This window comes from Metapseudomonas phytobenefica (assembly GCF_043392685.1).
Taxonomy (GTDB): Bacteria; Pseudomonadota; Gammaproteobacteria; order Pseudomonadales; family Pseudomonadaceae; genus Metapseudomonas.
Map to the genome: position 1 here is coordinate 25491 of NZ_JBHZGM010000007.1, position 25965 is coordinate 51455.

General features: G+C 63.9%; 22 protein-coding genes and 3 tRNA genes. 20 read left to right on the forward strand and 5 right to left on the reverse strand.

All coding sequences use genetic code 11. The annotated features are described in order from the left end of the window. Positions 1–14 precede the first annotated feature (14 nt). Positions 15–90: transfer RNA gene (locus ACFW0B_RS08105), tRNA-Gly, on the forward strand. Positions 91–131: 41 nt separating this feature from the next. After that, positions 132–205, forward strand: a tRNA-Cys gene (locus ACFW0B_RS08110). A 397-nt stretch (positions 206–602) separates the two neighbouring features. On the opposite strand, the gene ACFW0B_RS08115 is transcribed toward ACFW0B_RS08110, so the two are convergent. The 4 genes from ACFW0B_RS08115 to ACFW0B_RS08130 all read right to left on the reverse strand — a co-directional run bounded on the left by ACFW0B_RS08115 (position 603) and on the right by ACFW0B_RS08130 (position 5588). After that, complete coding sequence (locus tag ACFW0B_RS08115) at positions 603–2105, reverse strand: aldehyde dehydrogenase (RefSeq protein WP_449147422.1); 1503 nt, start codon at positions 2103–2105, stop codon at positions 603–605. 25 nt (positions 2106–2130) lie between these two features. Continuing rightward, positions 2131–3459 (reverse strand): NAD(P)/FAD-dependent oxidoreductase, encoded by a 1329-nt coding sequence (locus tag ACFW0B_RS08120; protein WP_449147423.1) that lies wholly within the window; start codon positions 3457–3459, stop codon positions 2131–2133. A gap of 23 nt (positions 3460–3482) precedes the next feature. After that, entirely contained in the window at positions 3483–4373 is an 891-nt protein-coding gene (locus ACFW0B_RS08125; protein WP_449147424.1) for a dihydrodipicolinate synthase family protein, read from the reverse strand. A gap of 264 nt (positions 4374–4637) precedes the next feature. Further along, on the reverse strand, positions 4638–5588 hold the full coding sequence (locus ACFW0B_RS08130; protein ID WP_449147425.1) for a LysR family transcriptional regulator: 951 nt from the start codon (positions 5586–5588) through the stop codon (positions 4638–4640). A 213-nt stretch (positions 5589–5801) separates the two neighbouring features. On the opposite strand from ACFW0B_RS08130, the gene ACFW0B_RS08135 reads away from it, so the two are divergent. The 9 genes from ACFW0B_RS08135 to galU all read left to right on the forward strand — a co-directional run bounded on the left by ACFW0B_RS08135 (position 5802) and on the right by galU (position 15813). Further along, positions 5802–7013: an aromatic ring-hydroxylating oxygenase subunit alpha gene (locus ACFW0B_RS08135; RefSeq protein ID WP_449147555.1), complete on the forward strand. Its 1212-nt coding sequence runs from the start codon at positions 5802–5804 to the stop codon at positions 7011–7013. Between the two features lie 92 nt (positions 7014–7105). Then, positions 7106–8035, forward strand: coding sequence for a DMT family transporter (locus ACFW0B_RS08140; protein ID WP_449147426.1), 930 nt, complete (start codon positions 7106–7108; stop codon positions 8033–8035). A gap of 241 nt (positions 8036–8276) precedes the next feature. After that, positions 8277–9449 (forward strand): glycine betaine/L-proline ABC transporter ATP-binding protein ProV, encoded by a 1173-nt coding sequence (proV, locus tag ACFW0B_RS08145; protein ID WP_449147427.1) that lies wholly within the window; start codon positions 8277–8279, stop codon positions 9447–9449. A gap of 51 nt (positions 9450–9500) precedes the next feature. Beyond that, positions 9501–10454 (forward strand): glycine betaine/L-proline ABC transporter permease ProW, encoded by a 954-nt coding sequence (gene proW / locus ACFW0B_RS08150; protein ID WP_449147428.1) that lies wholly within the window; start codon positions 9501–9503, stop codon positions 10452–10454. A 55-nt stretch (positions 10455–10509) separates the two neighbouring features. Continuing rightward, a complete protein-coding gene (proX, locus tag ACFW0B_RS08155; protein WP_449147429.1) occupies positions 10510–11544 on the forward strand; it encodes a glycine betaine/L-proline ABC transporter substrate-binding protein ProX in 1035 nt (344 codons plus the stop codon). A 73-nt stretch (positions 11545–11617) separates the two neighbouring features. Continuing rightward, positions 11618–12961, forward strand: a complete 1344-nt coding sequence (locus ACFW0B_RS08160; RefSeq protein WP_449147430.1) for an MmgE/PrpD family protein — start codon at positions 11618–11620, stop codon at positions 12959–12961. 92 nt (positions 12962–13053) lie between these two features. Next, on the forward strand, positions 13054–14091 hold the full coding sequence (locus ACFW0B_RS08165) for a GlxA family transcriptional regulator (RefSeq protein WP_449147431.1): 1038 nt from the start codon (positions 13054–13056) through the stop codon (positions 14089–14091). Between the two features lie 131 nt (positions 14092–14222). Then, positions 14223–14308: transfer RNA gene (locus ACFW0B_RS08170), tRNA-Leu, on the forward strand. Positions 14309–14973: 665 nt separating this feature from the next. After that, complete coding sequence (gene galU / locus ACFW0B_RS08180; protein ID WP_449147432.1) at positions 14974–15813, forward strand: UTP--glucose-1-phosphate uridylyltransferase GalU; 840 nt, start codon at positions 14974–14976, stop codon at positions 15811–15813. A gap of 179 nt (positions 15814–15992) precedes the next feature. On the opposite strand, the gene ACFW0B_RS08185 is transcribed toward galU, so the two are convergent. Next, positions 15993–16415: a VOC family protein gene (locus ACFW0B_RS08185; protein WP_449147433.1), complete on the reverse strand. Its 423-nt coding sequence runs from the start codon at positions 16413–16415 to the stop codon at positions 15993–15995. Between the two features lie 95 nt (positions 16416–16510). Here ACFW0B_RS08185 and gorA point away from each other — a divergent pair, with 95 nt between their 5' ends. The 9 genes from gorA to ACFW0B_RS08230 all read left to right on the forward strand — a co-directional run bounded on the left by gorA (position 16511) and on the right by ACFW0B_RS08230 (position 25962). After that, positions 16511–17869 (forward strand): glutathione-disulfide reductase, encoded by a 1359-nt coding sequence (gorA, locus tag ACFW0B_RS08190; protein ID WP_449147434.1) that lies wholly within the window; start codon positions 16511–16513, stop codon positions 17867–17869. A 6-nt stretch (positions 17870–17875) separates the two neighbouring features. Next, a complete protein-coding gene (locus tag ACFW0B_RS08195; protein WP_449147435.1) occupies positions 17876–18499 on the forward strand; it encodes a trimeric intracellular cation channel family protein in 624 nt (207 codons plus the stop codon). Positions 18500–18728: 229 nt separating this feature from the next. Beyond that, positions 18729–19538 (forward strand): dienelactone hydrolase family protein, encoded by an 810-nt coding sequence (locus ACFW0B_RS08200; protein WP_449147436.1) that lies wholly within the window; start codon positions 18729–18731, stop codon positions 19536–19538. 103 nt (positions 19539–19641) lie between these two features. Then, the gene (locus ACFW0B_RS08205; protein ID WP_449147437.1) at positions 19642–20151 is read left to right on the forward strand and encodes a TRAP transporter small permease subunit; all 510 of its coding nucleotides are present in this window, start codon (positions 19642–19644) and stop codon (positions 20149–20151) included. Further along, positions 20148–21473, forward strand: a complete 1326-nt coding sequence (locus ACFW0B_RS08210) for a TRAP transporter large permease (RefSeq protein WP_449147438.1) — start codon at positions 20148–20150, stop codon at positions 21471–21473. The genes ACFW0B_RS08205 and ACFW0B_RS08210 overlap by 4 nt, the downstream gene beginning before the upstream one ends. Before the next feature lie 162 nt (positions 21474–21635). Further along, positions 21636–22688 (forward strand): twin-arginine translocation signal domain-containing protein, encoded by a 1053-nt coding sequence (locus ACFW0B_RS08215; protein WP_449147439.1) that lies wholly within the window; start codon positions 21636–21638, stop codon positions 22686–22688. 63 nt (positions 22689–22751) lie between these two features. Next, complete coding sequence (locus ACFW0B_RS08220; protein ID WP_449147440.1) at positions 22752–24143, forward strand: aldehyde dehydrogenase family protein; 1392 nt, start codon at positions 22752–22754, stop codon at positions 24141–24143. A gap of 8 nt (positions 24144–24151) precedes the next feature. After that, positions 24152–25321, forward strand: a complete 1170-nt coding sequence (locus tag ACFW0B_RS08225) for an iron-containing alcohol dehydrogenase (protein ID WP_449147441.1) — start codon at positions 24152–24154, stop codon at positions 25319–25321. A 182-nt stretch (positions 25322–25503) separates the two neighbouring features. After that, a complete protein-coding gene (locus tag ACFW0B_RS08230; protein ID WP_449147442.1) occupies positions 25504–25962 on the forward strand; it encodes a GFA family protein in 459 nt (152 codons plus the stop codon). Positions 25963–25965: the final 3 nt, after the last annotated feature.

The following is a 25965-nucleotide window of genomic DNA, read 5'->3' on the forward strand; positions in this document are numbered from 1 at the left end:
GTCAACACGACAAAGCGGGAATAGCTCAGTTGGTAGAGCACGACCTTGCCAAGGTCGGGGTCGCGAGTTCGAGTCTCGTTTCCCGCTCCAGTTTCACGCGATGACGCCGCCGCAAGCGGCGTCATCGTTTAGGCCGGATGGCAGAGTGGTCATGCAGCGGATTGCAAATCCGTGTACGCCGGTTCGATTCCGACTTCGGCCTCCATCTAAAAAGCCCCGTAGATCAAAAATCTACGGGGCTTTTTTCATGTCTTTGCGAAAGTTCGTCCAGCTCTTTGTACCGGGGCGCGTCCCGGAACTTTCGTCACTTCGATGGCGGCTTCGCAATAGCGCCCACTGGCAGCAGCTGACTGATGCCCTCCGGACGAAGCACCATATCTCGTCTCGTATTCCTGACTCGATCTTTCCGTGGGGCGAATTTATTGGCTATGTCTGCGTCAGGTGTTGCAGTGCTGAAGGGAATGTCCTAGCCAGGGAGTTCAGGTCTCTGTGTCCGCCTGGCGCTTCCCTCTCCCCCGGCCCCTCTCCCGGAGGGAGAGAGGGGATTCGCACCGACATTGACCTGCTCCCAAGTCTGAAGATGCCGGCGCTGGCAGGTGGACTCAGCTCAGCTGGATCCAAGTGGTCTTCAGTTCGCAGTACTGGTCATGGGCATGGATGGATTTGTCGCGGCCACCGAAGCCCGACTGCTTGTAACCGCCGAAGGGGGTGGAGATATCGCCTTCGGAGAAGCAGTTGACCGACACCGTGCCTGCGCGAATGGCCGAGGCCATGCGGTGGGCGGTGTTGATGTTGTCGGTCCAGAGCGAGGCGGCAAGGCCGTAGCAGGTGTCATTGGCGATGGCGATGGCTTCTTCTTCAGTGTCGAAGGTGATGACCGCCAGCACCGGGCCGAAGATTTCCTCGCGGGCGACCGAAGAAGCGTTGGTCAGGTTATCGAAGATGGTCGGTGCCACGAAGTAGCCGCCGCTCTCCGGATAGAGGCGCACGCCACCGGTAACCAGCCGAGCGCCTTCGGCCTTGGCCTGCTCGATATGTCCCAGCACCTTCTCCATGTGGGCCTGCTCGATCAGCGCCCCCAGGCGCACGCTCGGGTCCAGCGGATCGCCGGTGGCCCAGTCTTCCAGCTGGCGCACCAGTTCGTCGAGCAGCGCGTCCTTGATGGAGCGATGGATGATCAGGCGCGAGCCCGCCGAGCAGTTCTCGCCCATGTTCCAGAACGCCGCACTCAGCACATGACTGGCCACGGTCTGCAGGTCGCCGGCATCGGCCATGACCACCTGCGGATTCTTGCCTCCGCACTCCAGCACGACGCGCTTGAGGTTGCTCCTGGCCGAATATTCCAGGAACAGGCGGCCCACTTCGGTGGAGCCGGTGAAGGCGGCGAGGTCGATGTCGGGGTGCAGGCCGATGGCCTTGCCGGCGGTATGTCCGAGGCCCGGCACTACGTTGAGCACACCGGCGGGAATGCCGGCTTCGAAGGCCAGTTCGGCCAGACGCAGGGTCGCCAGGGAGGTCAGCTCGGCGGGCTTGAGGATCACGCTGTTGCCGGTGATCAGCGAGGGCCCCAGCTTCCAGCCCGCCATCATGCAGGGGAAGTTCCACGGCAGCACCGCGCCCACCACGCCAACCGGTTCGCGCCTGATCATGCCGAGATTGCCGGGGCAGGACGGCGAGATGGCGTCGTACAGCTTGTCACCTGCTTCGGCATGCCAGCGGATGGTCGCCGCCGTATCGGGGATGTCGATGGCGAAGCATTCGCCGACCGGCTTGCCGGATTCCAGCGATTCCAGCACGGCCAGTTCCAGGCGATGTGCATCGATCAGGTCGGCGAAGCGCTGCATGATCGCCTTGCGGCCAGCGGGCGCCAGCTTCGACCAGACGCCCGATTCGAAGGCGGCTCGGGCAGCCTTCACGGCAAGGTCGATGTCTTCGGCATCACAGGCCGCGACTTCGGTCAGCACCTGGCCGGTGGCGGGGTTGAGGGTGGCGAAGGTGGCACCGGAACGGGCGGCGACGAAGCGTCCGTCGATGAAGGCCTGGTTGCGGTATTCGAGTCGTTCGATCTGCTGATCGATGGCACTGCGGGTAAGGGCGTCGGTCATTGTTGTTCTCCAGAGCGGGGCGGTCTCAAAGTTCGGCGCCGGCGGTCCATTCCTTCCAGGCGATGGAGGAACGCACGCCGATGCCCAGAAAGGGCTCGGGCGGGTTGCGGCAGGGTTTGGGCTGTTCGAGCATGCTGCGCAGCAGGTCGCTGTCCATGCCCAGGGCGTACTCGGCGATCAGCTTCCCGGAGATGGTCCCGCGCGTGAGGCCCAGGCCGTTGCAGCACACCGCGCTGTAAACGCCAGGGGCGATCTCGCCGAACACCGAACCGGAGTTGCGCGCCAGGCACAGCGCGCCACCCCAGGTGTATTCGAACTCGACGCCGGGCAGCATCGGGAAGCGGTTCTCGAAGGACTTGCGATGGGCGCGGCGGACGCGCTCGAGGGTCGCGGCACTGGCCTGGACCCGAGGGTTGTAGGTGAAGGAGTTGCGGATGCAGATCCGGCCGTTGGCCAGGCGCCGCACCGTGGTGCCCAGCGGGTCGGCTGGAATCAGGCCCCAGGATTCGTCGCCACCCAGGGCGGCCAGTTCCTGCGCGGTCAGCTGGCGCGTCATGCTGGCGTAGGTGTACACGGGCAGGATGCGTCCCTTCAGGCCCAACTCGCCGAAGGTGGAGGCGTAGGCGTTGTTGGCCAGCACCAGGCGCGGCGCCTTCACGCAACCCTGTGCGGTGGTGAGGGTGTGTGGCTTGCCGACTTCGATGGTCAGCACCGGGCTGTCCTCGAAGAGCCGGACATTCTCCGGCAAGGTCTGGCCCAGCCCGCGGACCAGCGCCGCAGGCTGCACCAGCACGGCGCCGGGGGCATGCAGGCCGGCCTGGTAGAAGGCGGAGCCGGTGACGGCCTTCATCTCCCGGGCATCCAGCATGCGGTAGGGTTCGCCAAGGACTGAAAGCCCCTTGGCGAACGCTTCCAGCGAGTGGGTGCCGCGGCCATTGACCGCCCCGTGCAGCTTGCCCTGTTCGCGCCAGTCGCATTCGATACCGTGGGTTTTCACGATATCGCGCACGTAGTCGATGGCGCCGCGGCACAGGCGGATGATCTTCTGATCGGCCTCCTGGCTGTTGGTGTAGCTGTGGGAGGTGAGGTCGTGGGGCAGGTCGACCATGAAACCGGAATTGCGTCCGGCGGCACCGAAGCCGACCCGCCGGGCGTCGATGAGGACGATCGACGCCTCCGGCTGCAGCTCCGCCAGGCGACGGGCAGCGGCCAGGCCGGATAGTCCGGCCCCCAGCACCACCCAATCCGCCTGCACGGTGCCGCGTAGCGAGGTGCCGGGCGGCGGCGGTGGCAGGGTTTCATACCAGCCGCAGTGGCCGTCGTTCTGGGGCAGGAAATTGCATTGAAGCTGCATGGGACGCCTCCAGTTCCGGCGAACTAACCGCGGTCGGCAATCAGTTGCTCGTAGGCGCGAGCAAAAGCGGCTTTCTCGTGCTCACCGAGCGGCAGCAACGGACGGCGGGTCGGGCCCACCGGCAGGCCGGCCAGCTCGCAGCCGTACTTGATGTACTGGCAGAACTTCCCGCCCTGTTCGAGCAGGTTGAGCATCGGCAGCAGGCGGCTGGCCAGTTCGCGGCCGGCGATCATGTCCTGCTCGACCACGCAGGTGCGGTACAGCGCGACATGCTCGGGGGCGAGGAAGTTGGAGGCCCCGGCCACCCAGCTGCGCGCGCCCCAGGTGAAGAACTCCAGCACCTGGTCATCCATGCCGCAGCTGACCTGCAGCTGGTCGGCGTAGTCCTGGGTCAGGGTGTGCATGCGCTCGATGGAACCGGTGCTTTCCTTGATCGCCTGGAAGTTCGGCCGCTGCTTGAGGGCATCGATGAACTCGAAGCTCATGGCGGTGCCGGTGCGGGCGGGGAAGTTGTAGAGCATGGTCGGCAAGTCGAGCGAGTCGTCCACGGTGAGGGCATGGGCGAGCAGCTCGTCCTGGGTCGGCTGGCAGTAGTAGGGCGCGGCCAGGAGGATGCAGTTGAAGCCGGCGGACTTGGCGTAGCGGCCGAGGTCGAGGCTGTCTTCCGTGGTGGTGGCATTGATACCCGCCATCAGCGGGATACGGCCACCGGCCAGCTCGGCAACCGCATCGAAGAGCTTTTTGCGCTCGCCGTTGCCGAGGGCGTAGTACTCGCCTGTGGTACCGCCGACGATCAGACCGTGGATGCCGTGGCCGATCAGGCTGTCGATCACCGGGGGCAGGGCAGCGAAGTCGATGGAACCCTCTTGGGTGAACGGGGTAACAACGGGGGTCCAGACACCATCAAAGTTCATGTAATCACCTGGGCGAACAAGTTGTATTTGTTGGGAATTTCGAGATGAAGGTTAATGAGGCGATTCTTTCACCAACAAGCAACATTTAAGGCTGGCAATCAATGAGCGGAGGTTATGAGTTGTTCGCAGGGAACAAAAAGCAAAAGACCTGCTCATGGCAGGTCTCTTGTTTTCGGGTAATACGGAATATTGCTATCGATATTGCCTGGCTGCGAATTCGATTATTAACAACCAGAACTTGGGGCTGACAATAACGCCAGATAATCAGATCTGGGCGATCAGCCAGTCGCGCAGGCGGCAGCAAGCCTCGTCGTCCTCCTTGTCTTCGTTGAATGTCAGGTAGTGCTGGCTGTCCTTGAGCACCAGTTCGTGCGCGACGGGGCGAACCAGCGCGCCCGCGGCCACCAGGTGGCCCACCAGGTGGTTCCAGCCAAGTGCCACGCCCTGATGACTCAGGACCATCTGGATCAGCAGGTTGTAGTCGTTGGCGTTGAAGAAGTGCGGCGCATTGGCGGTGCGCGTCTCGATATCGATGTCGTGGAAGGCCAGCCAGACCTGCCAGTCCACGTGCTCGGCCACCTGGGAGCGTCCGTAGGGGCTGAGGTTGAGCAATACGCTGTCGCGCAGCCCCTCCAGGGTGCCCAGTTCCGGGTGCTGTTCCAGGTACTGCGGCGTGCACACCGGGTAGATCACGTCGTGCATCAGCGGATAGCTGCGATAGCCCTCGCGGATCTTGGCCATCTTGGTGACGAAGATGTCGGGGCGCACGCCGGGTTCCATGGAGAGGAAGTTCTGCGTGGTGATCAGGTTCAGGTCCACGTCCGGGTTCGCGCTGAAGAAGCTCGGCAGGCGGTGGGAGAGCCAAAGCGCGGAAAACGCCGGTGAGCAGCAGAGGGTGAGCACGCGTTTGGTGGTGCTGTGGCTGCGGATTCGCTCGGCGGCCTGGGAGATGTTGACGAAGGACAACTGCACCGCATCGAAGAAGATCGACCCGGCCGCCGTGAGTTCCACGGCGCGCCCCACACGCTTGAACAGCTCCGCGCCCAGATAGGTTTCCAGCTCGCGAATCTGCCGGCTGATGGCCGCCTGGGTCACGCACAGGGCTTCTGCCGCGCGGGTGAAGTTCTGGTACTTGGCTGCCGCGACGAAGGATTTCACCGCGCGAAGGGAGGGCATTTTGATCAGGGTCTGATCGGGTTCGGTGTGTTTGACCATAACGGGAGGTAATCAAGATCCTGGATAAAAAGTCGATTCTGCCGGCCTGCAACCTGATCCTAGACTGCGGGCAATCGCGGCGCAGTGGCTTTGCAGACGTTTTGCACAAGCCTGACACCGGGAAATGCGGGCTGTCGAGTCCGTATCCGTTGTCTGCCGCAAAGGGCCAAAACCGACACAACCTCCCGTGCCTGATCTGGAGTGCGCATGACAATGAACAACACTGCCGCCGTACTGGACCTGATTCGCCAGCGCAAGGAGCGCCACGCACTGCCTGGCGCCGCCTACAGCGACCCCGAGGTATATCGCCAGGACCTCGAACGAATCTGGCACAGGGAGTGGATCTTCGCCGGCCATACCTTCGAGCTGGAGAAGCCCGGCCAGTACCTGACCCTGCAGATCGGCGACTACCCGATCGCCGTGGTGCGCGGCGGGGATGGCCAGGTCCGTGCATTCCACAATGCCTGCCGGCATCGCGGCTCCAAGGTGTGCACCGAGGCCAAGGGCAAGGTCGCCCGACTGGTCTGCCCCTATCACAAGTGGGCGTTCGACCTGGACGGAAAACTGCTGTTCGCCCGCAACATGGGGCCTGATTTCAATGCGGCCGACTACGGTCTCAAGCCGGCCCATTGCGAGGTGGTGAACAGCTACATCTACGTCTGCGTGGCGGACAAGGCACCGGACTTCACGCGGTTCCGCGATGCCGTTTCCCCCTTCATCACTCCGCACAACCTGGAAGACTGCAAGGTGGCCTTCGAGTCCAATCTGGTGGAGCGGGGCAACTGGAAGCTGGTGTTCGAGAACAACCGCGAGTGCTACCACTGCGACGGCAGCCATCCGGAACTGCTCAATTCCTTCGTCGAAAACCTGTCCGTGGCCGGCGTCGGTGGCGCCGAGGACCCGGAACTGGTGGCGCACTGGGATCGCTGCGAAGCCGCTGGCCTGCCGAGCCGGATGGTGATGGATGAAGCCGGACAGTTCCGCATGACGCGGATTCCGCTCTCGACCGGCGCCGTCAGCTACACCATGGACGGCAAGCCTGCGGTGGCCGGGCGCCTGGACCGCAGCGGCGAAGAGAACATCGGGGCGCTCCTGTACTTCAACTATCCGTCCACCTGGAACCACTTCCTCGGCGACCACGCGCTGAGTTTCCGTGTGTTGCCGCAAGGCCCTAACGAAACCCTGGTCACCACCAAATGGCTGGTGCCCAAGGACGCCCAGGAGGGCATCGACTACGACATCGAGCGCCTGACCCGTGTCTGGATCGCCACCAACGACCAGGACCGGCGCCTGGTGGAAGGCGCCCAGGCGGGCGTCAGCTCACCCGCCTATGAGCCGGGCCCGTACTCGGAGATCGCAGAAAACGGCGTCTGCCAGTTCGTTGACTGGTACTGCACAACCATGATCAGCCGACTGGCCGACTGAGCTTCATTCGCCTTCGAGCCAGCCCCGTTTCACCGTTGCGGTGAGGCGGGGCTTTCGTCTGCCTGGATGGCCCTGTGGCCAAGGACCCGTTAATGCATTCGCTGAACGTCATTTCTCGTCTCGATGGCCATGCCAGGGGCTTCTGCCTGGTGCTGTTGGCCGCGTTCTGCTACGGCCTGCAACCGCTCTTCGCCCAGTACGCCTATGCCGGTGGCACCGACCCGGTAGGGCTTCTGCTGGCGCGCTTCACGCTGGCTGCGGTGGTACTGCTGGCGATCCTGCGCTGGCGGGGAGTCGTCCTGCCGAGAGGGCGACTGGTGCGGCAGAACCTGCTGCTGGGCTTCGGCTATGGGCTGGCGGCGCTGGGTTACTACAGCGCCTGTCATTCCACCTCGGTCAGCCTGGCGATCATCCTGGTGTACAGCTTCCCGGCATTTGTCACGGTGGTGTCTATCGCCTGCCTGGGCGAACGGCTCAGTGTGCTCAAGCTGGCGAGCCTCGCGCTGGCGCTGGGGGGTGTGCTGATGGCCACCGGGCTCAGCGTAACCAGCGTCTCGGCTGGCGCCTTGTGGGCGCTGTTCGCTGCGATCTGCTACGGCGCCTCGATCATCTACGGCACGCACCGGATCACCCATGAGAACCCGCTGGCATCCGCCGCGATGCTGCTCCTGGGCTGCGCACTGACCTTCGCCGTGGCGGCGCTGCTGCAAGGCGCCTCCCTGCCGTCGACGGCCCCGGCCTGGTGGGCGACCCTGGGCTTGGCTGTATTCGCCACCCTGGTGCCGGTGGCGGCATTCCTTGCCGGGTCCCCGCGCATAGGCCCGTCCACGGCGGCCACGCTCTCGACCGTGGAACCGGTGGTGGCGGTGACCATTGCCGTGCTGCTGATGGGCGAGCAGTTCACCTACGCCATGTTCCTGGGTGGGGTGATGGTGCTGCTTGCCGCGGTATTCCTGGCCCGTCAGGGCAGCGCGGAGCGGGAACCGGCCGCTATGCGCGGCGGCGTCAGTCCCGACCGATAACATCAAGTTATGGTTTAGGGCAAACAAATGTAGTTGGACGCTGCGATAGCTAAATCCTAATTTGAAGTTGCAACACGACATCCTAGTTCGATGTCCTTTTTTATGAAGCAGGAGTTTCTGCACGCCGGTTTTCATAAGTCATATTGCAACAGGACTCCGGCGTTTTTTCTGCACTTGTCATGAGTTGTCTAGTGACAGTGAGAAGTTGTTAACGGGTTATAAGCATAAGAATGAGGGTTGTATGAGCCAGGCCGATGAGATTCTTTCGGTGAAGAACATCTTCAAGGTATTCGGGCCCCATCCGGATATCGCCATGGAGATGTTGCGCAAAGGTGCCGACAAGAACGAAATATTCCGCAAGACGGGTCATGTGGTCGGCGTGTTCGACGCCAGCTTCTCGGTCAAGCGCGGTGAGATCTTCGTGATCATGGGGCTGTCCGGCTCGGGCAAGTCCACCATGGTGCGGCTGTTCAACCGCCTGATCGAACCCACTTCGGGCAGCATCCACCTGAACGGGCGCGAGATCACCGGCCTCTCCGACAAGGCGCTGCTCGATGTGCGCCGCAAGGAGATGGGCATGGTGTTTCAGTCCTTCGCGCTGATGCCACACATGAGCGTCCTGGAAAACACCGCCTTCGGCCTGGAAATCTCCGGCGTCAGCGAGCGCGAGCGCAATGCCCGTGCCTGCGAAGCGCTGCGCCAGGTGGGCCTCGCCGGCCACGAACACAGCTACCCGCACCAGCTGTCCGGCGGCATGCAACAGCGCGTCGGCCTGGCCCGCGCGCTGGCCAACGACCCGGCCATCCTGCTCATGGACGAAGCCTTCTCCGCGCTCGATCCGTTGATCCGTAGCGAGATGCAGGGCGAGCTGATACGCCTGCAGGCGGAGCAGCAGCGCACCATCATCTTCATCTCCCACGACATCGAGGAAGCCATCCGCATCGGCCATCGCATCGCGATCATGGAAGGCGGCCGGGTGGTGCAGATCGGCACCCCGCAGGAACTGTTGGGCAATCCCGCCAACGAGTACGTCGAGACCTTCTTCAAGGGCTTCGACAGCTCCCGCGTACTCAAGGCCGGCGACGTGGCCCAGCTGGACCCGGCGATGGTCTGCCGGGTGAACGGCAAGGCCCCGCATTTCCAGGCGGGGGTGCCTTACGGCTACCTGATCGACGAGCGCGACCAGTTGCTGGCCGTGGTGGGAGCGGACGAGGCCGGCGGCGTGTCCGCCAGCCAGGCAGAGGAGCAATTGAGCCTGCACAAGCAGAACCCGGTGTACACCGACACGCCGCTTCATGACGTGCTGGATATCGTTGCGGCACTGCCTTACCCCGTGCCCGTCCTGGATCGCAGCGGTGCTCTGAAGGGCACCATTTCCAAGAATCTGCTGCTGCACACCCTGAGCCGCCACTGAGCGCGTCACGGATCACACAGCAGCCGCAACTTCGGAGAATAGGTAGCCAGCATGTCAGAGTTCAGTCTTCTCGATCCTTTCCAGAGCGCGACCATTCCACTGGGTGAGTGGGTGGAAACCACCCTCAATTACCTGGTGCACAACTTCCGTGACCTGTTCCGCGCCATCCGTTGGCCCATCGACCAGGTGCTCAATGGCATCGAGTACGTCCTGCAGAGCATCCCGCCGACCATCGGCATCATCCTGTCCTCCTTGCTTGGCTGGCAGTTGGCCGGCAAGCGCATGGCACTGCTTTGCTTCGTCACCCTGACCCTGCTCGGCCTGATCGGCGTCTGGTCGGAGTCCATGACCACCCTGGCGCTGGTGCTGACCTCGGTGTTCTTCTGCGCCGTGATCGGAATCCCGCTTGGCATTCTCTGCGCCCGCAGCGACCACCTGGAGCGGGTGGTGCGGCCGGTGCTCGACGCCATGCAGACCCTGCCGGCCTTCGTCTACCTGGTACCGGTGGTGATGCTGTTCGGCATCGGCAACGTGCCCGGCGTGCTGGTGACCATCGTGTTCGCCCTGCCACCGCTGGTGCGCCTGACCAACCTCGGCATTCGCCAGGTGCCCGAAGACAAGATCGAGGCCGCCCGCGCCTTTGGCTGCACCCCGCGGCAGATGCTGACCCGCGTACAACTGCCGCTGGCCACCTCGACCATCATGGCCGGCATGAACCAGACCCTGATGCTGTCGCTGTCGATGGTGGTGATCGCCTCGATGATCTCCGTCGGCGGACTTGGGCAGATGGTCCTGCGCGGCATCGGCCGCCTGGACATGGGCCTGGCGACCGTGGGCGGGGTAGGGCTGGTGCTGCTGGCCATCTTCCTTGACCGCCTGACCCAGGCCATGGGCGCGCGCACCAGCGCCGACCCGAGCCTGCGCTGGTACCACACCGGCCCCGTTGGTGCGCTGCTGCGCCTGTGTGGTGCCGGGCAAGCCGCCGGGCGGCGCAAGACCGCCTGAGCCGACCGATTCGATCTGCCTAACCCGACATAAAACAAAAGAAAGGTACGAGACGATGCATCGATCCAAGTTTTCCCGCAGCCTCCTGCAATGCGCTACTGCGCTGTGCCTGGCAGTCTCCTCCCTCTGCGCCAGCGCCTCGGCCGACAAGCCCGGCGAGGGTGTCGAGATCACGCCGATCTTCCCCTCCATCGCCGAGGAGCGCTTCCGTGGCGAGGTGGCGATGGAAGGCCTGCGCGAACTGGGCTACGAGGTCGAGGAACCGAAAGAGACCGAGTACGGCGTGATGATGACGGCCCTGGCCAATGGCGACGCCGATTTCACCGTGCACCTGTGGGACAAGCTGCACGACAAGTTCTACCAGCAGGCCGGCGGTGACGAGGTCATGGTAAAGGCCGGTGACATCATGCCCGGGGTACTCCAGGGATACCTGATCGACAAAAAGACTGCCGATGCCCACAACATCAAGTACATCACCGACCTGAAGAAGCCGGAGATCGCCAAGCTGTTCGACGCCGATGGCGACGGCAAGGCGGATCTGACCGGCTGCAACCCGGGCTGGGGCTGCGAGCTGATCATCAGCCATCATATGAAAGCCTACGACCTGGACAAGACCGTGCATGTCAACCAGGGCTCGTACTTCGCCCTGATGGCGGACACCATTACCCGCTACAAGGAAGGCAAGCCGATCCTGTATTTCACCTGGGTGCCGCAGTGGATTGCCACGGTGCTGGTGGAGGACAAGGACGTGGTCTGGCTGGAGGTGCCCAGGACCGACCTGCCGGATGGCAAGAACGATGTGGACACCCTTTACAAGGGCAAGAACCTCGGGTTCGCCGTGGACAAGGTCGAGGCTGTAATGAACAAGGAGTTTGCCGAAGAGAACCCGGCCGCCCTGAAGTTCCTCTCGGTGATGCAGATCACCACCGCCGATGAGAGCGCGCAGAACCTGAAGATGCAGCAAGGCGAGAAGAAGCCTGCCGACATTCGGCGCCATGCCAAGGAGTGGGTCGCGGCGCACCGCCAGCAGTTCGATGCCTGGCTCCAGGCTTCCCGCGCCGCCGCCGCCCAGGCCCAGGCGTCCCAGTGACAGATGCAGCGGGTGCCCCGTAGCGGGCACCCCATTCCTTCAACCCGACAGAATCCGATTGTGGAGTGTCCACATGTCGCTCTATTCGTTCGTCCGTGATTTCCGTTTCAGTCAGGCGCCGTCCCGCACCCGGGAACTGCTGCAGACCTGCCTGCTGGACATCCTCGGCGTTGCCGCCGGAGCCCGCGACAACCACACCAGCCAGGCCCTCAAGCGCTACGCCCTGGAGCACTATCCGGCCACGGGGCTCTCCAGCCGCCTGCTCTTCGACGGGCGCGCGGTCCATCCATTGGGGGCTGCCTGGGCGGGGGGCTTCAGCGTCGACAGCCTGGATGCCCATGAGGGCCACTTCACCTCCAAGGGCCATGCCGGGGCGACAGTGGTGCCGGCCCTGCTGGCACTGGCCGATGCCTGGCGCGAGCAGGGCAGGGCCATCAGTGGCGAGGAATTGCTCAGCGCCCTCTGCATCGGCTACGAGACTGCCCTGCGTGCCGGTGCCGCGCTGATGGCGACCGCGCCCGAATATCACGCCTCCGGCGCGTTCTCCGGGATCGGTGTGGTCTGTGGTGGCGCGCGCCTGCTCGGCCTGGACGAGGAGCGCTTCCGCCATGCCCTGGGCATTGCCGAGTATTTCGGCCCACGCTGCCCGATGATGCGCCTGGTGGACCATCCCTCGATGCTGCGCGATGCCCATGGGGCAGGGGCCTTTGCCGGGGTGAATGCCTTGCTGCTGGCCCAAGCCGGTGTTACCGGCGCACCGGCGGTGTCCGTGGAAGCGGCGGCAGTGGCCAGCCACTGGTACGACCTGGGCGAGCGCTGGGAAATCGACGCCCAATACTTCAAGCCCTGGCCTGTCTGCCGCTGGGCGCAGCCCGCGCTGACCGCGATGACCGCGTTGATGGCCGAGCATCCGCAGATCCGTGGCCAGGACGTCGAGCTGATCCAGGTGCAGACCTTCCATGAATCCATGCGCCTGCAGGGGCACACGCCAGCCAACGCCGACGAAGCCCAGTACGCGCTGGCGTTCCCGCTGGCGGCCCTGGTGGTGCGCGGCCAGGTCGGCCCGCTGGAGGTGACGGGCGACGCCATCCATGCGCCGGATATTCTCGCGGTCAGCCAACGTATCGAGATCGTCGAGAGCGACGAACTCTCCGCACGATTCCCCAACGAAATCCTTTCCCGTGTGCTGGTCTGGCTCAAGGATGGGCAGGCATTCTCCAGCCCGGTCACCGCGTCCAAGGGCGACCCTGAAACGGCCATGAGCCGGGCGGAGTTCCGGGCGAAATTCGACCTGCTGGCGGGCATCAGCCTGGAGGTGGAGTCGCGGCGGGCTATCGAAGAGGCGGTTGCGGCACTGCCGGCTAGCCCCGACTGTGCGAAGCTGTTTACGCTGTTGTTCGGCACAACGGCCGTCTGAGCCGGGCTTCGGTCTGGCAGGGAAGGGCTCCCGGGCCGGCGCCCGGGAGCCCTGTTCCAGCACCAGCGAGCAGAAAGTCTGTGAGTCGAGAGATGAGAACGTCATTCGAAAGTGTCTTGAAGAGCAAGAACCTGGCACACCTGGACAGGGCCAGCCGCGCTGGGCTGACGGTGCCGGTTCGCCGCGTGTCCTTCATCCTGCGCGAGCACTTTTCGATGATGGCGTTCACCGGCGCGGTGGATGCCCTGGTCACCGCCAACCTGATGAGTTCGACACCGCTGTTCGAGGTCCAGGTGGTCGGCGGCGAAAACAACCTGGTGCTGAGCGACCTCGGCATCGCCATCGCCACCGATTGCTCCCTGGCGGAGCTGGATGAAAGGCAGCAGGACATCATCGTCGTGTGCGGCGGCTTCCGGGTTCGTCTCGAATCCGATCCCGTGCTGCGGGCCAAGCTGCGCCATGCCGATGGGGCAGGCGCCGTGCTCGGCGGGCTGTGGAACGGCTGTTACTTCCTGGCTGATGCAGGCGTGCTGGACGGCCATGACTGCGCATTCCACCCGGATGGCCGGGCCATGATGTCGGAGCTCTTTCCCAAGGTGACGGTGACCAGCCATTCCCACGTGCTGGACCGCAAGCGGATCAGCTGCGCCGGCGCCAACAGTTCGCTGGGCATGATGCTCGAAGTGGTCAAGCACAGCGCGGGGCAGGAGCTGGTGGATGCGGTCGAGGAGGTCCTGGGCTGCGACAAGATGCGGGAAATCGTCGATGTGTCGGTGGTTTCGCTCGACTTCGATCCGACCTTGCCGAGAACCCTCAAGCTCGCCCTGGAGCTGATGCACAGCAATATCGAGGACCCCATCGAGATCAACGAGATCGCCCGCTACGCGCGCATCTCCCGCCGACACCTGGAACGGCTGTTCCGGCGCCACGTGAAGGCGACGCCGCCGCGCTACTACCTGGAGCTGCGGCTCACCCACGCGCGCCAGTTGCTGCAGCACACCAACAAGTCCCTGATCGAGATAGCCGTTGCAAGCGGCTTCGCCACGCTGCCGCACTTCCATCGCTGCTTCCGCGAGAAGTTCGACATTTCCCCGGGGCAATTCCGCTCACGCATGCACTTCAAGGTTTGAGCCGCTGCTTGCGATTGAAGGGTGCCAGGCACGCGCCCTGGTGGATGGGCCGTTCGCCACTTCGGCGCCTAAGTGATTGATTCGAAATTTTATTTCGGCTTAAATCAGCGCCCTGCACCAATCCCCCTCCAGCCCGGATGGCGAAATCGGTATACGCAGAGCACTTAAAATGCTTCGCCCTTTGGGCTTGCGGGTTCGAGTCCCGCTCCGGGCACCATTCAAATCAATCACTTGCACGCTGTTTTTCAAGTGGATTCGTGATCTGCTCAAAGCTTCTGTCGCGCGCAGTCCCCGAGCCATCCAGGCGCTGAGTGCGTTCGGTTCCAGCCTGTCCTGGCGCTGAAAGAAATCGATCTAAAAATGCCCTGGCCGCGGCGAGGGGCTTTGCTAGCCTGAATATCAGTAGGTGGATACGCAGACTGATGCGCAAGCGGATAGCGAGGAAACGTGGGGCGCGTTCCGAAGGGTACACGGTTAGAAAGATTTCCCAGATGAAATCCAGCCCTTACGCCGTGTGAAGCAGAAGAGGTGACATTCTTCTGTCAGATTCCCGATAAACCTCGTAAGCCGGAAACCAGCACCGGCCACCTACTACGAATTCCAGGCCCGCCATGTGCGGGCCTGTTCGTATCCGGCAACATCTGCACGCAGTCCTGCCTATCTGATTGCCCAGCGTTCCGTCAGCCGAACTTCGAGCGGATTCGTGGTCTTATGCGCGTGCCCATGATCTTTGATGGATGCAACTTCCACAGGCCAGCGCAGCTGGCCGAAGGGGGGGCTCCATCGGGGCATAGGACGGCCCGCGAGCGGGCATTGTAAGGCGGGTGCGGCGTGATTAGACTGCGCGGCAATTCGCCATAACACCTCCCCCAAAGGATCGAAATGATCAAGAAATGCCTGTTTCCCGCCGCTGGTTACGGTACCCGCTTTCTGCCGGCCACCAAGGCGATGCCCAAGGAAATGCTGCCAGTGGTCAACAAGCCGCTGATCCAGTACGGCGTTGAAGAGGCCCTGGATGCGGGCCTGAACGAGATCTCCATCGTTACAGGTCGTGGCAAGCGCGCCCTGGAAGACCATTTCGATATCAGCTACGAGCTGGAGCACCAGATCAAGGGCACCGACAAGGAGAAATACCTGGTCGGCATCCGCCGCCTGATCAACGAGTGCAGCTTCTCCTACACCCGCCAGGTGGAAATGAAGGGCCTGGGCCACGCCATCCTCAGCGGTCGTCCGCTGATCGGCGACGAGCCCTTCGCCGTGGTCCTGGCGGACGACCTGTGCCTGAACCTGGAAGGTGACGGCGTCCTGACCCAGATGGTCAAGCTGTACAACCAGTTCCGTTGCTCCATCGTTGCCATCCAGGAAGTACCGCGCGAGGAAACCTCCAAGTACGGCGTGATCGCCGGCGAGATGATCCGCGACGACATCTTCCGCGTGAACAGCATGGTGGAAAAGCCCAAGCCGGAAGACGCCCCGTCCAACCTGGCGATCATCGGCCGCTACATCCTGACGCCGGACATCTTCAACCTGATCCAGCAGACCGAGCCGGGCAAGGGCGGCGAAATCCAGATCACCGACGCCCTGATGAAGCAGGCCCAGGACGGCTGCGTGCTGGCCTACAAGTTCAAGGGCAAGCGCTTTGACTGCGGCGGCGCGGAAGGCTACATCGAAGCGACCAACTACTGCTTCGAGCACCTGTACAAGACCGGCAAGGCCTACTGATCGGGCTGCGTCAACAAAGAGGCCGCCTTCGGGCGGTCTTTTTCATTTGTGGTGCACGGTGTTCGCTTCTTCCTGTGGGGGCGAATTCATTCGCTGAGAACAACGTAGCTGCCCCTTTTCAAGGTTGAAGGGCGCACCTGCGGTCCGCATAGCGATTGAAATCGCCCCCACAACTGTAGCTACGGAATCGGCATCGCCTCCGACCCCGGCCCCAGCGGCTGCCCATAGCTGAATTCCACATAGTTGCCCGCCGGGTCGCGCAGGCCGCAGTAGTAGCCCACGGGGTAGGGCTCGTCCCTGGGCGGCCAGATCAGGCATCCCGCCGCCTCGGCCTGGGCGGCGATGGCGTCGACCCGCTCGCGGCTGTCCACGGCGAAGCCGAAGTGGCTGTAGTCGTCGGGGGCCAGGTGGCGGTCGTAGCCGCCGGGCATGATCACGAAGATGAACTGGTGTTCCTTGCCGGGTTCGGCCATCCACACGATCTTCGAACCCTTGGCGGCACGCTCGTGGATCACGCGCATTCCGCAGAAGTCCGCATAGAAGCGGATGCAGGGTTCGAGTTCCGGTACATGAAGGGCCACATGGGTGAGGGTGGGGCGCATGGGAATCTCCTTCTCGATGCCTCAAGAATAGGCCCGGCAACTGGTCAGAGTCAGAACTTCCGGTATGCTGGCGGCTTGATTTTTGGAGACTTGCCATGGCTTACGACTTCGACCTCTTCGTCATAGGTGCCGGTTCCGGCGGTGTGCGCGCGGCGCGCTTTGCTGCCGGCTTCGGCGCCCGCGTGGCTGTCGCCGAGAGCCGCTACCTGGGCGGCACCTGCGTCAACGTCGGCTGCGTGCCGAAGAAGCTGCTGGTCTACGGTGCCCATTTCGCCGAAGACTTCGAGCAGGCCAAGGGATTCGGCTGGAGCCTCGCCGAGGCCGATTTCGACTGGCCCACCCTGATCGCCAACAAGAACCGCGAAATCAACCGTCTCAACGGCATCTACCGCAACTTGCTGGTCAACAGCGGCGTCACCCTGCTGGAAGGCCACGCGCGGCTGCTGGACCCGCATACCGTGGAAGTCGCCGGCCAGCGTTGCACGGCGAAGAACATCCTCATCGCCACCGGCGGCTGGCCGCAGATCCCGGACATTCCGGGGCGCGAATTCGCCATCAGCTCCAACGAAGCCTTCTTCCTCGAGCAGTTGCCCAAGCGCGTGCTGGTGGTGGGCGGCGGCTACATCGCCGTCGAGTTCGCCTCCATCTTCCACGGCATGGGTGCCCAGACCACGTTGCTCTATCGCCGCGAGCTGTTCCTGCGCGGCTTCGATGATTCGGTGCGTACGCACCTGCGTGACGAGCTGGGCAAGAAGGGTATGAACCTGCAGTTCAACGCCGATATCGCCAGTATCGAGAAACAGCCCGACGGCAGCCTGCTGGCCACCTTGCGGGATGGCCGCCAACTGGAAGCCGATTGCGTGTTCTACGCCACCGGACGCCGCCCGATGCTCGACAACCTGGGCCTGGAGACCACCGGCGTCGAGCTGGATGAGCGCGGCTTCATCAAGGTGGACGAGCAGTTCCAGACCACCGAACCGTCCATCCTCGCCCTGGGCGATGTGATCGGCCGCGTGCAGCTCACGCCGGTGGCCCTGGCCGAAGGCATGGCCGTGGCCCGTCGCCTGTTCAAGCCGGAGGAATACCGTCCGGTGGACTACCAGCACATTCCCACCGCCGTATTCAGCCTGCCCAACATCGGTACGGTCGGCCTGACCGAGCAGCAGGCGCGCGCCAACGGGCACAAGGTGAAGATTTTCGAGAGCCGCTTCCGGCCCATGAAACTGACCCTGACCGAGAATCAGGAACGCACCCTGATGAAACTGGTGGTGGATGCCGAAACCGACCGCGTCCTCGGCTGCCACATGGTCGGGCCGGAGGCCGGCGAGATCGTCCAGGGCCTGGCCGTCGCGCTCAAGGCCGGCGCCACCAAGCGCATTTTCGACGACACCATCGGCGTGCATCCCACCGCCGCCGAAGAGTTCGTCACCATGCGTACGCCGGTGGATGCCTGATCCAGAATGGAAAGACTCTTCTACCTTTCCGACCTGTTCGGCGTAGCGGTCTTCGCCATCACCGGCGCCCTGATGGCGGGGCGCAAATCCATGGACCTGTTTGGCGTGCTGGTGATCGCGGTGATCACCGCGCTGGGCGGCGGCACGCTGCGTGATGTCATCCTCGGCAACCACCCGGTGAGCTGGATCCGCAACGACACCTACATCCTGGTCGCCTCCCTGGCTGCAGTGGGCACGGTGCTCTGGGTTCGCCTGACCCGGCCGATCAACGAAACCGGCCTGCTGCTGGCCGATGCCTTCGGCCTGGCGGTGTTCACCGTCTACGGCACCGAAGTCGCCCTGCAGCACAACCTGCAGCCGGGCACGGCAGTGATCATGGGGGTGATCACCGGCGTGGGCGGCGGTGTGCTGCGCGACATCATCTGCAACGAGGTGCCGCTGATCTTCCAGAAGGAGATCTACGCCATCGCCTGCATCGCCGGCTCTCTGGTCTTCCTGGCCTTGCGCGAGCTCGCGCTGCCGGGCTGGCTGGTTTCCATGGCGGCAATGCTGGTGGTCCTGCTGATCCGCCTGGCGGCCATCCGCTGGAAGCTCTCGCTGCCGCGCTTCCACCTGCTCGACCGGGACTGAGGCGAACGTCGGGATCGCTTCTCCTGTGGGGGCGAATTCATTCGCTTAGGGCAGCGCAGCTGCCCCCCTCTGAGATGTGGAGAGGCGAACCTGCGGTCCGCATAGCGATTGAAATCGCCCCCACAATTGGCGTTCAGCCTGGATCTTTGCAGGGATCGCTGGCGAAATCCGGCAAACGCGCGACACTGGATGCAGTCGCTCTTCTCACTTCAGGTTGGAGGAAAACTGCATGTCCCGAATTGTCCTGTCGCTGGCGCTGCTTCTTGGCGCCAGTCTCGTCCAGGCTGAAATCAAGACCAGTGAAATCCCCTACAAGGCCCCGGACGGCACGTCCCTGATCGGTTACTACGCCTACGACGACGCCATCACCGGCAAACGTCCGGGCGTGGTGGTGGTGCACGAGTGGTGGGGGCTCAACGACTACAGCAAGCGCCGCGCCCGCGACCTTGCCACCCTTGGCTACAGCGCCCTGGCCATCGACATGTACGGCGACGGCAAGAACACCGAGCACCCGGCCGATGCCCAGGCGTTCATGCAGGCGGCGCTGGCCAGCGCGCCGGCGGCCAAGGCGCGCTTCCTCGCCGGCCTCGACCTGCTCAAGGCCCAGCCCCAGACCGACCCCGACAAGCTCGCTGCCATCGGCTACTGCTTCGGCGGCAAGGTGGTGTTGGACATGGTTCGCCAGGGCGTGCCCCTGGCTGCTGTGGTCAGTTTCCACGGTGCCCTGGCCACCACAACGCCGGCTACGCCCGGCAGCGTCAAGGCGAAGGTGCTGGTGGAGCACGGCGAGAAGGACACCCTGGTGCCCATGGCGGCGGTCAATGCCTTCAAGGACGAGTTCGACAAGGCCCAGGCGGATTACCGGGTCGTGATCCAGCCCAAGGCCAAGCACAGCTTCAGCAATCCGGACGCCGATCGCCTGAGCCATGCCGGCCATGGCAGCGAGAAGGGGCCGGACCTTGGCTACAGCAAGGTGGCCGACGAGAATTCCTGGGCTGACATGCAGGCGCTGTTCAAGGACGTCTTTTCGCAACCCTGAACCCCATATCCAGGGCATCTCGCGCGCCTGACGCGAGATGCCTTGGCATTCGCCATTCATCGACTAGAGTTTCGAAATCGGCAACTTCCACAGGGTTCACGGCATGTTCAATGCCATAGGTGCCTATGTCAGGGCAGTGGACTGGTTCAACCGCATCGTTGGGCGGTTCGCCATGTACATGATTTTCCTGATGCTCGGTGTGTTGCTGTATTCCTCGATCTCCAAGACCTTTTTCCAGCCGTCGATCTGGACCCTGGAAGTCGCGCAGTTCCTGATGGTCGCTTACTTCCTCCTGGGCGGTGCCTATTCCCTGCAGCTGGATTCCCACGTGCGCATGGACCTGGTCTATTCCCGCTGGACGCCGCGCACCCGGGCGATCATGGATGCCGCGACCATGATCTTCATGGTGTTCTACCTGGTGATGCTGTTCTATGGCGGCGTCTCCTCGACCCAGTACGCCCTGGAGTACAAGGAGACCAGTTACTCCTCCTGGTCGCCGCAGATGGCGCCGATCAAGATCATCATGACCTTCGGCGTGTTCCTGATGCTGCTGCAAGCCTCGGTCACCTTCCTGCGTGACCTCGCCGCCGCCTGTGGCAAGGAACTGCCATGAGCTACGAATACATCGCCCTGCTGATGTTCTCCTCGATGATCCTGCTGCTGCTCACCGGCAAGCGGGTGTTCGGCGCCATCGGTTTCGTCGCGGTGGCGGCATCGTTGCTGCTGTGGGGCGATGGCGGCTCGGAAATGGCCTTCAGCGCGGCGATGAAGCTGATGAAGTGGTACCCGATGCTGACGCTGCCGATGTTCGTCTTCATGGGTTACATGCTTTCCGAATCGCGCATCGCCGACGACCTCTACCGGATGTTCCATGTCTGGGCCGGGCCGCTGCATGGCGGCCTGGCCATCGGCACCATCGGCCTGATGGTGGTGATCTCCGCCATGAACGGCCTCAGCGTCGCCGGCATGGCCATCGGCGCGACCATCGCCTTGCCGGAAATGCTGCGCCGTGGCTACGACAAGATCATGGTCACCGGGGTGATCCAGGCGGGCAGCACCCTTGGCATCCTGATACCGCCGAGCGTGGTGCTGGTGCTCTACGGCATGATCGCCCGCCAGCCGGTGGGGCAGCTGTGGCTCGCGGGGGTCTTTCCGGGCCTGTTGATGGCGGCGATGTTCGTCCTCTACATCGTCATCCGCTGCCGCCTGCAGCCAGAGCTCGGCCCGCCGCTGGCCCTGGAGGAGCGCCAGCAGATTTCCTGGGGCGAGCGCATCCGCCTGCTCAGGGCCGGGCTGATTCCCCTGTTCATTTTCCTTGCCATGACCGGCCTGTTCCTCATGGGCTACACCAGCCTGGTGGAAAGCTCCGCCGTCGGCGCCGTGGCGGCCACCCTGGCGGCGCTGTTCCAGGGGCGCCTGACTGCTGAGGTACTGGAAGAGACCCTGCGCAAGACCCTGGGCATCAGCTGCATGTTCATGTGGATCATCCTTGCCGCGCTGTGCTTCGGCGCCGTCTTCGACGGACTCGGCGCGGTGAAGGCCATCGAAGGCATCTTCGTCGAACAGATGGGCCTCGGCCCCTGGCAAATCCTCATCCTGATGCAACTGTCCTTCATCATCATGGGCATGTTCCTCGACGACACGGCCATGCTGGTGATCGTGGCGCCACTCTACATACCGCTGGTGCAGGCGCTGGGCTTCGACCTCATCTGGTATGGCGTGCTCTACACCATCACGTGCCAGATGGCCTACATGACGCCGCCGTTTGGCTACAACCTGTTCCTCATGCGGGCGATGGCGCCACCGGAAATCACCCTGAAGGACATCTATGTTTCGGTTATTCCATTCGTTTTCATCATGGTCGTGGCCTTGGCCGTGGTGATGCTGTTCCCGCAGATCGCCCTCTGGCTTCCCCAGTGGCACTACGGTCGATAGGCATGAAGATTCAGGAGCGGCAGCACGTCAGGCAGCATTTCAAGCGTGACAGAGAAGGTGAAAGACAGAGGGGCCATTTGCCGACCTGAGAAAACGCCTCCTAGACGAGGCGGCGCTGCGCGGGTGCCGGACACCCGAATCCACATTCCTGGAGATGACAGCATGAGTACCAGACGAACGTTCCTCAAAACCGCTGCCGTGGCGACCAGCGCCGTCGGCGCAACGACCCTGGGCGCACCTTTCGTGCATGCCCAGTCGACGAAGAAGATCACCTGGCGCTTGCAGACCTACGCGGGTGCCGCCCTGGCGGAGCACGTGATCAAGCCTTCCATCGATGCCTTCAACAAGGCGGCCAACGGCGAGATGGAGATCCAGCTCTACTTCGCCGACCAGCTGGTACCCACTGGCGAGCTGTTCCGCGCCATGCAGAAGGGCACCATCGATGCGGTGCAGAGCGATGACGACTCCATCGCCGCGCCGGTGGACGTGGCGGTGTTCGGCGGCTATTTCCCCTTCGCTACGCGCTACAGCCTGGATGTGCCGGCGCTCTTTCACACCTACGGCCTGAACCAGATCTGGGAAGAGGCCTACGGCGAGGTCAAGGACGTCGTCTGGCTCGGCGCAGGGTCCTGGGACCCTTGCAACTTCGCCACGGTGGAGCCCATCCGCAGCCTGGCGGACCTCAAGGGCAAGCGGGTGTTCACTTTCCCCACGGCGGGCAAGTTCCTCACCCGTTTCGGGGTGATCCCGGTGACGCTGCCCTGGGAAGATGTGGAAGTGGCCATCCAGACCGGCGAACTGGACGGCATCGCCTGGTGCGGCATCACCGAGGACTACACCGTCGGCTGGGCCAACGTCACCAAATACTTCCTCACCAACAACATCTCCGGCGCCTGGATCGGTTCCTACTTCGCCAACGCCAAGCGCTGGGCCGAGGTGCCCGAACACCTGAAAACCCTCTTCAGGCTGTGCATGGACAGTTCCCACTACTACCGCCAGCACTGGTACTGGGGTGGAGAAGCCAAGTTGCGGGTAGAGGGCACCAAGCTGCAACTCACCTCCATTCCCGACGAGGAGTGGAAGACGGTGGAAGCCGAGGCACAGAAGTTCTGGGACGAGATCGCCAAGACCAGTCCGCGCTGCGCCAAGGTGGTGGAGATCTTCAAGAAGTACAACGCCCTGATGGCCAAGGCCGGCCCGCCGTACCGTTACTGATCGCGAACGCCGCAGCCCGGCAGGGTCGCCGGGCTGCGGCGTTCCCTGCCCGGGAGGATTCCGATGCTCCACTTGTTGCAGTGCTGTTCGCCCATCGATGGCTCGGTCTACGTCGAACGGCCCTGGGCCTCCTCTGCGGAGATCGCCGCCGCGCTACTGCGGGCCGAAGCTGCGCGCGGGAGGTGGAAGGACGTGCCGGTTGTCGAGCGCGTGGCCATCACTCGCCGTGCTATTGCCGCCTTTGCCACCCGCGAGGCGCAGCTAGCGGAAGAACTCTGCTGGATGATGGGCCGGCCGATCCGCTACGCGCCGGGTGAGATTCGCGGCTTCGTCGAACGCGCCACCTGGATGGCCGATATCGCCGAAGAAGCCCTGGCCGACATCCGCCTGCCAGACAAACCCGGATTCACCCGCCTGATCCGCCGCGAACCCCTGGGCCTGGCGCTGGTCATCGCGCCCTGGAACTACCCCTACCTGACCGCCGTGAACGCGGTGGTGCCGGCGCTGCTGGCAGGCAATTGCGTGCTGCTCAAGCATTCCGCCCAGACGCCGCTCTGCGCCGAACGCATGGTCGAAGCCTTCGCCGAAGCGGGCCTGCCGGACGGCGTGCTGCAGTACCTGCACCTGACCCACAGCGACACCGAACGACTGATCCAGGCCGAACCGGTTCGCCACGTGGCCTTCACCGGCTCGGTGGCGGGCGGCGCCATGGTCGAACGCGCGGCTGCCGGACGTTTCATCAGCACCGGGCTGGAGCTGGGCGGCAAGGACCCGGCCTACGTGCGCGCCGACGCCAACCTCGGCCATGCGGTGGAGACCGCCATCGACGGCGCGTTCTTCAATTCCGGCCAGTCCTGCTGCGGTATCGAACGCATCTACGTGCATGCCGATCTCTTTGATGACTTCGTCGAACAGGCCGTGGCACTGGTGGGCCAGTACCGCCTCGGGCGTTCCGACGATCCGGAAACTACCTTGGGGCCGCTGGTCCGGGCCGAAGCAGCGGAGTTCGTTCGGGCGCAGATCCGCGAAGCCGTGGGGCAGGGCGCCAAGGCCCATCTGGACCCGTCTGCCTTTGCGCTCGACGAACCCGGCAGCGCCTACCTGGCGCCGCAGGTGCTGACCGGCGTTCATCACGGCATGCGGGTAATGAACGAGGAATCCTTCGGCCCGGTGGTGGGCATCCAGAAAGTACGTGACGACGAGGAGGCGCTGGCGTTGATGAACGACAGTCCCTACGGATTGACCGCTGCCATCTTCAGTCAGGACGAAGCCGCTGCCATGGCGCTGGCCGACCGGGTGGAGGCGGGCACGGTGTTCCTCAACCGCTGCGATTACCTGGACCCGGCGCTGGCCTGGACCGGCGTCAAGCAATCCGGGCGGGGCTGCACCCTGTCGCGGGTGGGCTACGAGCACCTGACCCGGCCCAAGTCCTTCCACTTCAAGACCAGCCTGTGAGGCGCACCATGGACCTGAGCCACTTCCGCATGAACTGGAACTACCCGACCTCGGTGCGCGTCGGCGTCGGCCGCATCGCCGAGCTGAGCGCCGCCTGCCGTGAGCTGGGCATGCAGGCGCCGCTGCTGGTCACCGATCCGGGCCTGGCCGCGATGCCGATGATCGACGCGGCCCTGCGCCAATGCAGTGACTCGGGGCTCAAGGCCGGGTTGTTCCACCAGATCAAGGGCAATCCCACCGGGCCCAACGTGATGGATGGCGTGGCGGCCTTCAAGGCCGGTGGTCACGATGGCGTGATCGCCTATGGCGGCGGCTCGGCGCTGGACGCCGGCAAGGCCATCGCCCTGATGGTGGGGCAGGACCGTCCGCTGTGGGACTTCGAAGATGTCGGCGACAACGCCTCGCGGGTCAATGTGGCCGGGATGGCGCCGGTGGTTGCCGTGCCCACCACCGCCGGAACCGGCTCCGAAGTGGGGCGCGCGGCGGTCATCACCGACGACCAGGCGCATATCAAGCGCATCATCTTCCATGCCCGCATGCTGCCGGCCATCGTCATCCTCGACCCGGAACTCACCATCGGCCTGCCGCCGAAAATCACCGCAGCCACCGGCATGGACGCGCTGTCCCACAGCCTGGAAGCCTATTGCTCGCCGCTTTACCACCCGATGGCCGAAGGCATCGCCCTGGAGGGCATGCGCCTGGTCAAGGATTACCTGCCACGGGCTACCGCCAAGGGCAGCGACGTGGAAGCCCGGTTGCAGATGCTGGTGGCCTCCTGCATGGGCGCCACAGCGTTCCAGCGCGGCCTCGGCGCCATGCATGCGCTGGCCCATCCCCTTGGCGCGCTCTACGACGCCCACCACGGCCTGCTCAATGCCGTGCTGATGCCTTACGTGCTGCAGGCCAACCGCGCCCACATCGAAGGCCCCATGGCTCGCCTGGCCCGTTACCTCGGTCTGCCCAAGGCGGGCTTCGCTGGCGTGCTCGACTGGGTAGTGAACCTGCGCAGCGAGCTGGACATTCCCCATAGCCTCGGGGAGATCGGCATCGACGACGCGCGTATCGAACAGGTCGGACGGATGGCGGCAGTCGATCCTTCGGCGGGCACCAACCCGGTGCCCTACGACGCGCAGACCTACAGTCGGATCTTCGAGAAGGCGCTGCACGGTCGTCTCTGAACTAATCTGAACAATGCAGCGGTGAGGCCAACCTGATCCGTACCTGCGCGGGCCCTGGCCCGCTCCGGGACAGTTTCCCGGCGTTCTTCCAACGTCCACGAACCAGGCCCTCGCTGCTGCACGCCCGCACGCCGGCACGCTGCGGCGCAGGCGTCAGCTTCAACTTCGATGGGAGAACGGTCATGATCGAGTCCTTCAGGGCGGTCGGCGGCTGCCGCTGTGACGACAACCCGGTGCGCTACGAATACAGCGCCCGACCCGCGGAAGTGCATTACTGCCTGTGTACCGATTGCACCGATTGCTGCGGCGGCGCCATGGCGATCATCGCCGTGGTGGACCGAAGCGCCTTCAAGATCACCGCCAATGCCGGCAAGCTCAAGTGCTTCCATTCCAAGCCCACCTGTCACCGCTACTTCTGCTCGGAATGCGGTTGCCACCTGTATGTGCACGTGGACAGCTTCCCGGATTTCGAGCTGATTCACGTCCCGACCCTGGACCGCGAGTGCGATGCCGGCGGCAAGCCGGACCGCTATGTGTTCGTGCGCTCCAAGCACCCATTGCTGACCCTGCCGGACGATGGCCTGCCACGCCACGAGGGCTGGGCAAACAGTGGCGAGCCAGTGGAGTGGCAGGCCGGGTAGCCC

Excerpts from the sequence above, each read along its gene's own strand:
- ACFW0B_RS08115 (WP_449147422.1), bottom strand. The coding sequence starts at position 2,105 with ATGACCGACGCCCTTACCCGCAGTGCCATCGATCAGCAGATCGAACGA.
- ACFW0B_RS08120 (WP_449147423.1), bottom strand. The coding sequence starts at position 3,459 with ATGCAGCTTCAATGCAATTTCCTGCCCCAGAACGACGGCCACTGCGGC.
- ACFW0B_RS08125 (WP_449147424.1), bottom strand. The coding sequence starts at position 4,373 with ATGAACTTTGATGGTGTCTGGACCCCCGTTGTTACCCCGTTCACCCAA.
- ACFW0B_RS08130 (WP_449147425.1), bottom strand. The coding sequence starts at position 5,588 with ATGGTCAAACACACCGAACCCGATCAGACCCTGATCAAAATGCCCTCC.
- ACFW0B_RS08135 (WP_449147555.1), top strand. The coding sequence starts at position 5,802 with ATGAACAACACTGCCGCCGTACTGGACCTGATTCGCCAGCGCAAGGAG.
- ACFW0B_RS08140 (WP_449147426.1), top strand. The coding sequence starts at position 7,106 with ATGCATTCGCTGAACGTCATTTCTCGTCTCGATGGCCATGCCAGGGGC.
- proV (WP_449147427.1), top strand. The coding sequence starts at position 8,277 with ATGAGCCAGGCCGATGAGATTCTTTCGGTGAAGAACATCTTCAAGGTA.
- proW (WP_449147428.1), top strand. The coding sequence starts at position 9,501 with ATGTCAGAGTTCAGTCTTCTCGATCCTTTCCAGAGCGCGACCATTCCA.
- proX (WP_449147429.1), top strand. The coding sequence starts at position 10,510 with ATGCATCGATCCAAGTTTTCCCGCAGCCTCCTGCAATGCGCTACTGCG.
- ACFW0B_RS08160 (WP_449147430.1), top strand. The coding sequence starts at position 11,618 with ATGTCGCTCTATTCGTTCGTCCGTGATTTCCGTTTCAGTCAGGCGCCG.
- ACFW0B_RS08165 (WP_449147431.1), top strand. The coding sequence starts at position 13,054 with ATGAGAACGTCATTCGAAAGTGTCTTGAAGAGCAAGAACCTGGCACAC.
- galU (WP_449147432.1), top strand. The coding sequence starts at position 14,974 with ATGATCAAGAAATGCCTGTTTCCCGCCGCTGGTTACGGTACCCGCTTT.
- ACFW0B_RS08185 (WP_449147433.1), bottom strand. The coding sequence starts at position 16,415 with ATGCGCCCCACCCTCACCCATGTGGCCCTTCATGTACCGGAACTCGAA.
- gorA (WP_449147434.1), top strand. The coding sequence starts at position 16,511 with ATGGCTTACGACTTCGACCTCTTCGTCATAGGTGCCGGTTCCGGCGGT.
- ACFW0B_RS08195 (WP_449147435.1), top strand. The coding sequence starts at position 17,876 with ATGGAAAGACTCTTCTACCTTTCCGACCTGTTCGGCGTAGCGGTCTTC.
- ACFW0B_RS08200 (WP_449147436.1), top strand. The coding sequence starts at position 18,729 with ATGTCCCGAATTGTCCTGTCGCTGGCGCTGCTTCTTGGCGCCAGTCTC.
- ACFW0B_RS08205 (WP_449147437.1), top strand. The coding sequence starts at position 19,642 with ATGTTCAATGCCATAGGTGCCTATGTCAGGGCAGTGGACTGGTTCAAC.
- ACFW0B_RS08210 (WP_449147438.1), top strand. The coding sequence starts at position 20,148 with ATGAGCTACGAATACATCGCCCTGCTGATGTTCTCCTCGATGATCCTG.
- ACFW0B_RS08215 (WP_449147439.1), top strand. The coding sequence starts at position 21,636 with ATGAGTACCAGACGAACGTTCCTCAAAACCGCTGCCGTGGCGACCAGC.
- ACFW0B_RS08220 (WP_449147440.1), top strand. The coding sequence starts at position 22,752 with ATGCTCCACTTGTTGCAGTGCTGTTCGCCCATCGATGGCTCGGTCTAC.
- ACFW0B_RS08225 (WP_449147441.1), top strand. The coding sequence starts at position 24,152 with ATGGACCTGAGCCACTTCCGCATGAACTGGAACTACCCGACCTCGGTG.
- ACFW0B_RS08230 (WP_449147442.1), top strand. The coding sequence starts at position 25,504 with ATGATCGAGTCCTTCAGGGCGGTCGGCGGCTGCCGCTGTGACGACAAC.